General features: G+C 72.0%; 9 protein-coding genes. 5 read left to right on the top strand and 4 right to left on the bottom strand.

Annotated elements, in window-relative coordinates; all coding sequences use genetic code 11:
* Positions 1-538: 538 nt before the first annotated feature.
* A complete protein-coding gene (gene clpB, locus ACFZDC_RS05650) occupies positions 539-3136 on the bottom strand; it encodes an ATP-dependent chaperone ClpB (RefSeq protein ID WP_391320412.1) in 2598 nt (865 codons plus the stop codon).
* Positions 3137-3265: 129 nt separating this feature from the next.
* Between clpB and ACFZDC_RS05645 the strand changes: the two genes are divergently transcribed.
* Positions 3266-3679 (top strand): TIGR03618 family F420-dependent PPOX class oxidoreductase, encoded by a 414-nt coding sequence (locus ACFZDC_RS05645; RefSeq protein ID WP_391320410.1) that lies wholly within the window; start codon positions 3266-3268, stop codon positions 3677-3679.
* Between the two features lie 157 nt (positions 3680-3836).
* On the opposite strand, the gene ACFZDC_RS05640 is transcribed toward ACFZDC_RS05645, so the two are convergent.
* Positions 3837-4172, bottom strand: coding sequence for a hypothetical protein (locus tag ACFZDC_RS05640; protein WP_391320408.1), 336 nt, complete (start codon positions 4170-4172; stop codon positions 3837-3839).
* Positions 4169-4327, bottom strand: a complete 159-nt coding sequence (locus tag ACFZDC_RS05635; protein ID WP_391320406.1) for a hypothetical protein — start codon at positions 4325-4327, stop codon at positions 4169-4171. The genes ACFZDC_RS05640 and ACFZDC_RS05635 overlap by 4 nt, the downstream gene beginning before the upstream one ends.
* 155 nt (positions 4328-4482) lie before the next feature.
* Between ACFZDC_RS05635 and ACFZDC_RS05630 the strand changes: the two genes are divergently transcribed.
* The 4 genes from ACFZDC_RS05630 (at position 4483) to ACFZDC_RS05615 (ending at position 8589) form a co-directional block, all read left to right on the top strand.
* Positions 4483-5520, top strand: coding sequence for a helix-turn-helix transcriptional regulator (locus ACFZDC_RS05630; protein WP_391320404.1), 1038 nt, complete (start codon positions 4483-4485; stop codon positions 5518-5520).
* A gap of 92 nt (positions 5521-5612) precedes the next feature.
* Positions 5613-6611 carry a helix-turn-helix transcriptional regulator gene (locus ACFZDC_RS05625; RefSeq protein ID WP_391320402.1) on the top strand — a complete coding sequence of 333 codons (999 nt, stop codon included), beginning with the start codon at positions 5613-5615 and terminating at the stop codon, positions 6609-6611.
* Positions 6608-7612, top strand: coding sequence for a helix-turn-helix transcriptional regulator (locus ACFZDC_RS05620; protein WP_391320401.1), 1005 nt, complete (start codon positions 6608-6610; stop codon positions 7610-7612). Before ACFZDC_RS05625 ends, ACFZDC_RS05620 begins: the two co-directional genes overlap by 4 nt.
* The gene (locus tag ACFZDC_RS05615) at positions 7609-8589 is read left to right on the top strand and encodes a LuxR C-terminal-related transcriptional regulator (RefSeq protein WP_391320399.1); all 981 of its coding nucleotides are present in this window, start codon (positions 7609-7611) and stop codon (positions 8587-8589) included. Before ACFZDC_RS05620 ends, ACFZDC_RS05615 begins: the two co-directional genes overlap by 4 nt.
* Here ACFZDC_RS05615 and ACFZDC_RS05610 read toward each other — a convergent pair.
* Complete coding sequence (locus ACFZDC_RS05610) at positions 8552-9604, bottom strand: LuxR C-terminal-related transcriptional regulator (RefSeq protein ID WP_391320397.1); 1053 nt, start codon at positions 9602-9604, stop codon at positions 8552-8554. The two genes, ACFZDC_RS05615 and ACFZDC_RS05610, sit on opposite strands and share 38 nt — an antisense overlap.
* Positions 9605-9948: the final 344 nt, after the last annotated feature.

Below are 9948 nucleotides of genomic sequence, written 5' to 3'. Positions count from 1 at the left end.
CCGCGCACCATCGCCCTCCCCCCTGCACGGCCCTCGACCACGCCCGGGACCTCACCGCGCCATTCGCCGCAGCCGAGCGCGCCACGGTCGCCACCGACAACCTGCGCCAGGCGTCCACCAGCCTCCGCGCAAGGTCTGGCCCGGCGGCCGCCCGCGCACCATCGCCCTCCCCCCTGCACGGCCCTCGACCACGCCCGGGACCTCACCGCGCCATTCGCCGCAGCCGAGCGCGCCACGGTCGCCACCGACGACCTGCGCCGGGACGCCCACCAGCCTCCGTACAAGGTCTGGCCCGGCGGCCGCCCGCGCACCGTCGGCCTCCCCGCGCGGACCCAGCCGTGCGCCCTTCGGCGCGCCACGGCCCCCCAACGACCTTCGCCAAGGCACCCCGCGGCCGCCGGGCAAGCTTCGGGCAGCCCGGCGGCCGCCCGTGCGCCGCTGTGAGTGGCGAGCCGGTCGGTGCGACGCGGCGGCCCCCTCTACCGGCCACCTGGGGGTGACCGGACGGAGGGGGCCGTAGCACGTCCGCGGGCGCGTCCTACAGCGTCTTGCCCGTCGCCGGGCCCACCAGCAGGCCCTCGGCGAAGCGGTCCACGCGGACCGTGTCGCCGTCCTTGATCTCGCCGGAGAGGATCTCCTTGGCGAGGCGGTCGCCGATGGCGGTCTGTACCAGGCGGCGCAGCGGGCGGGCGCCGTAGGCCGGGTCCAGGCCCTCCTCGGCGAGCCAGGCCAGCGCCTCGGGGGTGATCTCCAGGGTGAGCCGGCGCTCGGCGAGCCGCTTGGCCAGCCGTTCGATCTGCAGCTGGGCGATCCGCTCCAGCTCGGGCTTGGTCAGCGCCGAGAAGACGACCAGGTCGTCGAGCCGGTTGAGGAACTCCGGCTTGAAGGAGGCCCGCACGGCCTCCAGGACCTGCTCCTTCTTCTCCACCTCGCTGGTGAGCGGGTCGACCAGGTACTGGCTGCCCAGGTTGGAGGTGAGCACCAGGATGGTGTTGCGGAAGTCGACCGTACGTCCCTGACCGTCCGTCAGCCGGCCGTCGTCCAGCACCTGCAGGAGGATGTCGAAGACCTCGGGGTGGGCCTTCTCCACCTCGTCCAGCAGCACCACGCTGTACGGGCGGCGGCGCACCGCCTCGGTCAGCTGGCCGCCCTCCTCGTAACCCACGTAGCCGGGAGGCGCGCCGACGAGCCGGGCCACGCTGTGCTTCTCGCCGTACTCCGACATGTCGATGCGGACCATGGCCCGCTCGTCGTCGAAGAGGAAGTCGGCGAGTGCCTTGGCGAGTTCGGTCTTGCCGACGCCGGTGGGGCCGAGGAAGAGGAAGGATCCGGTCGGCCGGTCGGGGTCGGCGATACCGGCGCGCGAGCGTCGTACGGCGTCGCTCACCGCGCTTACGGCCTCGCTCTGGCCGATGAGCCGCTTGCCCAGCTCGTCCTCCATGCGCAGCAGCTTCTGCGTCTCGCCCTCCATCAGGCGGCCGGCCGGGATGCCGGTCCAGGCGGCGACGACGTCGGCGATGTCGTCGGAGCCGACCTCCTCCTTGACCATCGTGTCCTGCGCGGCCTCCTCCTCGGCCTCGGAGGCGGCCTCCAGCTCCTTCTCCAGCTCCGGGATCTCGCCGTACAGCAGCTTGGCCGCGGTGTCGAAGTCGCCGTCACGCTGGGCGCGTTCGGCCTGGCCGCGCAGGTCGTCCAGCTTCTCCTTGAGCTCACCGACCCGGTTGAGGGACTGCTTCTCCTTCTCCCAGCGGGCGGTCAGCCCCCGCAGCTCCTCCTCCTTGTCGGCGAGGTCGCGGCGCAGCTTCTCCAGGCGTTCGCGGGAGGCAGGGTCGGTCTCCTTGGCGATCGCCAGCTCCTCCATCTTCAGCCGGTCGACGGAGCGCTGGAGTTCGTCGATCTCCACGGGTGAGGAGTCGATCTCCATGCGCAGCCGGGAGGCCGCCTCGTCCACCAGGTCGATGGCCTTGTCGGGCAGGAAGCGGGAGGTGATGTACCGGTCGGACAGGCCGGCGGCGGCCACCAGCGCGCTGTCGGCGATCTGCACCTTGTGGTGGGCCTCGTACCGGCCCTTGAGTCCGCGCAGGATCGCGATGGTGTCCTCGACGGTCGGCTCGGTGACCAGCACCTGCTGGAAGCGGCGCTCCAGGGCGGGGTCCTTCTCGATCCGCTCGCGGTACTCGTCCAGCGTGGTGGCGCCGACCATGCGCAGCTCACCGCGGGCCAGCATCGGCTTGAGCATGTTGCCGGCGTCCATGGCGGAGTCGCCGCCGGCGCCGGCGCCCACGACGGTGTGCAGTTCGTCGATGAAGGTGATGATCTGCCCGTCCGAGTCCTTGATCTCGGCGAGCACGGTCTTCAGCCGCTCCTCGAACTCACCGCGGTACTTCGCCCCCGCGACCATCGCACCGAGGTCGAGCGCGACCAGCCGCTTGTCCTTCAGGGACTCGGGCACGTCGCCCTTGACGATCCGCTGGGCGAGGCCCTCGACGACGGCGGTCTTGCCGACGCCCGGCTCACCGATGAGGACGGGGTTGTTCTTGGTGCGGCGGCTCAGCACCTGCACGACCCGCCGGATCTCCTGGTCCCGGCCGATGACCGGGTCCAGCCGGCCCTCGCGGGCGGAGGCGGTGAAGTCGGTTCCGAACTTCTCCAGGGCCTTGTACTGGCCCTCGGGATCGGCGGTGGTCACGCGGCGTCCTCCCCTGGCCTTCCGGAAGGCCTCCTCGAGCTTCTTGGCATCCGCCCCCTGCCGCTGGAGCACCTCTGCGGCCGCACCGCCCTTCGCCGCGATGCCGATGAGCAGGTGCTCGGTGGACAGGTACTCGTCACCGAGCGCCTTGGCCCGCTCGGTGGCGTCCGCGATCACGGCGAGCAGATCGCGGTTGGGCTGCGGGGGCGCGACGGTGGAACCGGTCACGCTGGGCAGCGACCCCAGCACGCGCTCGGCGCCGGAGCGCACGGCCGCCTGGTCGGCGTCGACGGCGGCGAGCAGGTCGGTGATGTTCTCGTTCTCCTGCCCCGCGAGCAGAGCGAGGAGCAGGTGGGCAGGCGTGAGGTCCGGGTGCCCCTCGGTCACGGCCCGGTTGCCGGCCGCGTTGATCGCGTCCCGGCTCCTGTTGGTCAGCTCGGCGTCCACGTGTCCGTTCTCCTCCTCGGCCTCGGTTCGTCGGCCAGTCTCCCGCTGCTGACTTGACCAACATACGCAAAGTTGAGTCTAGTCCACTCAAGGTGGGGATTGCAGCTTCCTGCAACTAGGTTTCGGGCCATGGCCATGTACTCCCAGGACCCGGCTGCCCCGGACGAGCCCTACCTCGCCTTCTGGCGGGAGCGGCACCTGTGCACGCTGACGACACTGCGCCCCGACGGCAGCCCGCACGTGGTGCCGGTGGGAGTGACGTACGACCCCGAGGCACGGCTGGCCAGGGTGATCACCAACAAGGCGAGCGCGAAGGTGGCCCACGTCCTCGCGGCCGGAACCGAGGGCGCACGGGTCGCGGTGTGCCAGGTGGACGGCCGGCGCTGGGCCACGCTGGAGGGCCGGGCGCGGGTGCGCACCGATCGGGAGCGGGTGGCGGAGGCGGAGCGCCGCTACGCCGAGCGGTATCACCGGCAGCCCCGGGAGAACCCCTCCCGGGTGGTGATCGAGATCGAGCTGGAGCGAGCGCTCGGGCGGGGCTGAGACGGGGCGGTCACCCGGTTGGTTTTCGGCCACTGTGAAAGCGTTCTCATACCCCGAAATGTCGCCACAAACTGCAGCGGCGTCACCGTGTTCAGGTCACGGTGACGCCGCTGCGGGGGGAAGCACCTGAGCGATCTTTTACGACGGGGGAATCGCGTCAGGCACTGCGGGGGGTGGCCGAAATGGTCCTCACGTCCGAGACCTCCGGTTCTGCCAGCCGGTGGTCACGTTGGTCCAGGTTCACAAAGATCATGCCGTACCGGATGGCACACCGCACCGGCTGCGGCGCCCCGCGGGGCTTGCGCAGACAGCGGTACGCCCGTACGTCCTCGTCGTCGTCCCGGGTGACGACGACCGGCTCGCCGAACACGGTCACCATCAGCGAGTCACCACTGTGGGGGATGGCGGTGACCAGGTCGATGAAGTGCCAGCCAGAGCGGTAGGCGGTGGCCATTTCACGACGGAAGGACCGGTCGTCGGGCGGGGTGGTCATGCCGCCGTCCCCGTCGCGCCGAGGGGTGTGCTCTGCCCCCAACCGGTGTCCGCCGGCGTGGCGACGACTCCCGTCGGCTCACTGGCGCCCCAGCCGGTGTCCAGCTTGGCCCCGCCGACCGCCTGCGCCGTCCCCGCCCCAGCACCGAAGACCACGGCCGCAGAGAAGGCAACGGCAAGCGCCGATCGAAGCATTCTCTTGTACATAGTCGGCTTCGTCCTCACTCAACGAGTTTCCTTCCCCCGTGCCACGAAGACGATGGCTCATTCAGGCACGTCAATGCCACAGGGTCGATGCATCATGTTCCTGCATGTTCAGGACCCTGGGGGGTGGAGATTTGCCTAATAACAACCTAAAAGGGACACATCCACACGCGATAACCGATCTCTGTGAGGAGGGGACACAGCTCTATGCGAGCGCGTTGAGCACCGGCCGCATCGCCCGGGCCGAGATCGAGGACGCCCCCTGCCTCCTCGAGTTCGCTCTGCTGCACCCGGATCCCGACGACCAGAACTGGTTGCGTCCGGTTCCCCCCGCCGTCGCGCTCGCCCAGCGGCTGCACCCGCTGGAGCGGGAGATCCTGGACCGTCGGCGGTTCTCCATCGAACTGACCGAATCCTTCGAGCCATTCATGGCGCTCAGCGCGCTGGCACCCGCCCCCACCCATGCCATCACCGTGCTCGAAGGCGCCGACCGGATCAACGCGGCGCTCAATCTCGCCACCGGCGAGTGCCGGCACGAGGTCCTGACCGTGCAGCCGGGCGGCGGGCGCAGCGAACAGATCCTGAAGCAGGCCCTCGAACGGGACCGCCCGCTCATGGAGCGCGGTGTGAGCATGCGCACGCTCTACCAGCACACCGTCCGGCACAGCCTGGGGACGATGGCGTACGTGGACGTCATGTCCCGCGGCAAGGTCGAGATCCGCACGCTGGAGGAGCTGATAGGACGACTCATCATCTGCGACGCGACCGTCGCCTTCGTCCCGGCGCACGACGACCAGCAGGTCGCCCTCGAACTGCGCCACCCCGGCCTGGTCAAGTACCTGACCAAGGTGTTCGAGCACCTCTGGCGCCGCGCCACCCCCCTGCGCGAGGAAGTGCCCTACGAACCCGCCCGCGACGGCATCACCGGCGTCCAGCACTCCATAGCCAAGCTTCTGGTCGAGGGCCACGTCGACGAGGCGATAGCCCGCCGCCTCGGCATGAACGTGCGCACGTGCCGCGCGCACATCGCCAAGCTCGCCCAGGCGCTCGGCAGCGGCAGCCGGGCCCAGCTCGGCTACCTCATAGCCCAGTCGGGGCTCCTCGAGCAGGACATGTCGGCACCCGGGCACGCCGACCGCCCCTGAGCGGAGCCCGCAGGACGGCACCGGACGGACCTGGCCGCACACCCGCGCACCACACCCCACCCCCGCATTCCCGAGCAGGAGGGAGCCCGGCAGTGACCCCGGCGCCGCACCCGGACCACGGTATGGAAGAGCTGTGCCCGGCAGGATCGGAGCTGTACGCGCTGGCCCTGCGCGACGGCCACATCGGCAGCGCACTGGCCGAGACGGCACCCTGTCTGCTGCGGTTCGGTCTGCTCCAGCCGACCGTCGACGACCCGAGCCGGCTGGAGCCGGTGGCCGCGGCGGTCGCCCTGCACGAGCTGCTGCGCACCTCCGAGGAGCGCATCGCCGACGAGCGCCGCCGCGAGGCGCGCCTGACCAAGGCCTTCGAGCCCCTGCTCCGGGCGCAGGGCCCGCCCGCCGGACCCACCGGCGAGCCCGCGACGATCCGGATGCACAGCGGCCTGGACCGGATCAACCAGGCCATCTCCCATGTCATGGCGGACGCCTCCCAGGAACTCCTCGCGATACAGACGCACCCCGCCCACACCCGTACGAGCCCCGCCCTGTTCGCCCTCGCCCTCGACCGCGACCAGGCCCTGCTGGACCGCGGCGGCCGTATCCGCAGCCTCTACCAGCACACGCTCCGCCACGCCCCCACCGTCCACGCCCGCTACGAGCGGCTGCAGGGCGACGTCGAGGCCCGCACCCTGAACGAGGTCACCGAGCGGCTCCTCGTCTTCGACCGCGCGGTCGCCTTCATCCCCGCGAACAAGGACCGCACCCTCGCCCTGGAGGTCCGGCTGCCCGCCCTGGTCGACTATCTCGTGACCGTCTTCGACCGGCTCTGGCACCTGGCCACCCCCCTGTACCCGCGGGCCGTCCGCAAGCCGTCCCTGGACGGCATCACCCCCCGCCAGCACGCCATCGCCGCGCTCCTCGTGGAGGGCCACACCGACACCGCCATCGCCGAACGGCTCGGCATGAACGTGCGCACCGCCCGCCTGCACATCGCCAAGCTCGCCGCCACCCTCGGCAGCGAGAGCCGCGCCCAACTCGGATATCTCATCGGCGAGTCGGGGATACTCAAGCAGGAGCAGGCAGCGCAGTGACCGCGGCACCGCACCGGGACCACGGCTTCGAAGAGCCGTGCGCCGCCGGCCTGAAGCTGTACGAGCGGGCCCTGCGCGAAGGTCTGCTGCGCGCCGAGGACATCACCGAGGCGCCCTGTCTCACCGGCTTCGGGCTGCTGCACCCGGCCCCGGACGACCCCACCCGCCTCGAACCCGTCGCCCCCGCCGCCGCCCTGAACCGGATGCTGCGCGCCTCCCGGGGCCGGATCGCCGACGAGCACCGGCGCGAGGACCGGCTGGTGGAACAGTTCGAGCCGCTGATCAGGACGGCCGGACCGCGGGCCGCCGGCGCCGGCGCCGGCACCCCGCTGCTGCGCCTGCACACGGGGACCGGGCGGATCGACCGGGCCATCACCGAGGCCATGGCGGAAGCCCACCGGGAAGTCCTCTGCATCCAGCCGCACACCGGGCTCACCGGTCCGCGCGGCGAGGCCGCCCATGACGCCGCCTACGCACGCGACCAGGCACTGCTCGACCGCGGCGGCCGTATCCGCACCCTCTTCCAGCACACCGCGCTCCATCTGCCGACCGTCCACGCCCACAACGAACGGCTCAGCGGGGACACCGAGGCCCGCTGCCTGGACGAGCTGACCGACCGGCTCATCGTCATGGACCGCACGGTGGCCTTCCTCCCGGCCGACGACGACGGCACCCTCGCGCTGGAGGTCCGCCACCCCGCGCTGATCACGTACTTCGTGACCACCTTCGACCGGCTGTGGCGACTGGCCACCCCCATGTACCCGGAATCGGTCCGGCGCCCCACCCTGAACGGCGTCACGCCCCGCCAGCGCGCCATCGCCCGGCTGCTGGTCGAGGGGCACACCGACACCGCGATCGCCGAACGCCTCGGCATGAACGTACGCACCGCCCGGGACCACATCGCCAAGCTCGCCGCCACCCTCGGCAGCGAGAGCAGGGCCCAACTCGGCTTCCTGATCGCGCGGTCCGGGATACTCGAGCTGGACGGGGCGGCCCGGTGAGCCACCGCGGGCACGGGATCGAGGAACTGTGCGACGCGGGCACCGAACTGTACGCGCGGGCCCTGCGCGACGGCCACCTGCGCGCGGTGGACGCGGCCGACGCCCCCTGCCTGACCGACCTCGGACTGCTGCACCCGGCCGTCGACGACCTCGGCCGGCTCGAACCCGTCGCCCCCGCCGCCCTGCTGGGCCACCTGCTGCGCGGCTCCCGCACCCGCGTCGCCGAGGAACGCCGCCGCGAGGACCGGCTGGTGGCGCTGTTCGAGCCGCTGACCCGGCTCGAGACCCGGCACGGCAGGCCCGCCGACACCCCCACCCTGCGCATCCTCAGCGGCACCGAACGCATCAACGGCGCCATCGGCGACGCCATGGCCGACGCCACCGAGGAGGTGCTCTGCATCCAGTCGCACGCCGGGCTCACCGGTCCGCGCGGCGAGGCCGCCGGCGAGGCCGCCTTCGCCCGCGACCAGGCGGTGCTCGACCGCGGTGCCCGGATGCGCGCCCTCTACCAGCACACCCTGCGCCATCTGCCCTCCGTGTACGGCAACTTCGAGCAGCTGCGCGGCGACATCGCCGTCCGCGGTCTCGACGAGCTGCCGGACCGGCTCATCGTGATCGACCGCACGGTGGCGTTCGTCCCGGCCGGCGACGACGGCCGGCTCGCCCTCGAGGTGCGCCACCCGGCCCTGCTCCGGTTCTTCGTGACGGCCTTCGACCGGCTCTGGCGCCTGGCCACCCCGATGTACCCGCAGGCCGTCGAGCGCCCGTCCCTGAACGGCGTCACCCCGCGCCAGCGCGCCATCGCCGCGCTCCTCGTGGAGGGCCACACCGACGCCGCCATCGCCGAGCGCCTCGGCATGAACGTGCGCACCGCCCGCGTCCACATCGCCAGGCTCGCCGCCACCCTCGGCAGCGAGAGCCGCGCCCAGCTCGGCTACCTCATCGCACGCTCGGGGATTCTTGACCAGGAACCCTGAGCGCGGGGGGCGCGGCCGACGGGCCGGTGCGCGGGGGGCCGTCCAGGCCCACCTGGGCGATGCGGACGCCCAGTTGGGTACGGCTGGCCGCACCGAGGGTGTCCGACAGGCGGGCGATGTGGGCCCGGCAGGTACGGACGCTGATGCCGAGCCGCTCGGCGATCACCGCGTCCTGGTGGCCCTCGGCGAGCAGCGCGGCGATGGACCGCTCGCGGTGCGAGATGCCCTCGATGCCGGTGTCGGGGAGGGGAGCCGTCAGCGGCAGCGCGAGCCGCCACAGCCGTTCGAAGACGGTCACCAGGTACTCGACCAGGGCCGGGTGGCGCAGTTCCAGGGCCATCGTGCGCTCGGTGTTGGCGGGGATGAAGGCGACGGTGCGGTCGAAGAGGATCAGCCGGTCGATGACCTCGTCCAGGGTGCGGGCCTCCACCGCGTCACCCATCAGCTCCAGGTAGTTGAGCAGTCCCTGCCCGTGCCGGGCCACGTGCGTGTACAGGTCGCGCATGCGCACGCCCCGGCCGCGCAACGCCAGCGCCCGGTGCAGTCCCTCGGTCAGCTCGGCCTCGCGCCGGATACCGCCGGGCTGCACGGTGAGCACCTCACTCGTGCACGCCTCGGTCGCCTCGTCCATCGCGGCCTGGATGCGGGAGAGTCCGTCCAGCACGCGGATGGCCGTGCCCTCGCCCGGCCCCGACAGGGCCTGCAGCTGCCGGCCCAGACCGGCGTACCACTCGAAGGCGGCCACCGCCGAGCCCACCCGCCGCTGGCTGTCCCTGACCTCGTCGTGGACCCCGCGTAGCAGCCGGGTCATGACCTCCTGCGGGGAGGTCGGCACCAGCCAGTCCATGTCGTCGGGGTCCGGATGCAGCAGGGCCAGCTCCAGCAGGCAGGGCACCGGCTCCGCGTCCGTGCGCGGCACCCGTCCCCGACGCACGGCCCGGGAATACACGCGATCCCCGGCTGCGCACAGTCGGTCGGCACCGTGAGGATGCTCCTCCGTCCCGTGCCCGGCCATCGCCCATTCCACCCCCGGTTGGCTGCCACTTCCGCAGCGCAACTATGCGCGGCCGGGACCGGGTCCGCAACACGGCTCCGTCCACCACGGGCGTGGTAAACCGCCGTTATGACCCGGTATCGTCCGGCCTCCGCCCGTCGCATTGCAACAAGATGATGGTGGTGGCCGGAACGCGACAGGGGCATCGTTGGTCCCGCTTCCCACCGGGTGCCACGGCACCCGGAGAGCGGCCCCGGCCGGGCACCCCCCGCACGGTCGGGGCCACCGCATCGCGCCCACGGGGGTGGCGCGATGCCGGGAGGGCCGCCCAGGCACGTGACGCGGCACGCCGTGGACATCCACCG

The sequence above is a fragment of the Streptomyces sp. NPDC007905 genome, assembly GCF_042959345.1.
Taxonomy (GTDB): domain Bacteria; phylum Actinomycetota; class Actinomycetes; order Streptomycetales; family Streptomycetaceae; genus Streptomyces.
The sequence above is the reverse complement of the archived record's forward strand: the minus strand, read 5'-3'. Positions and strand labels throughout refer to the sequence as shown.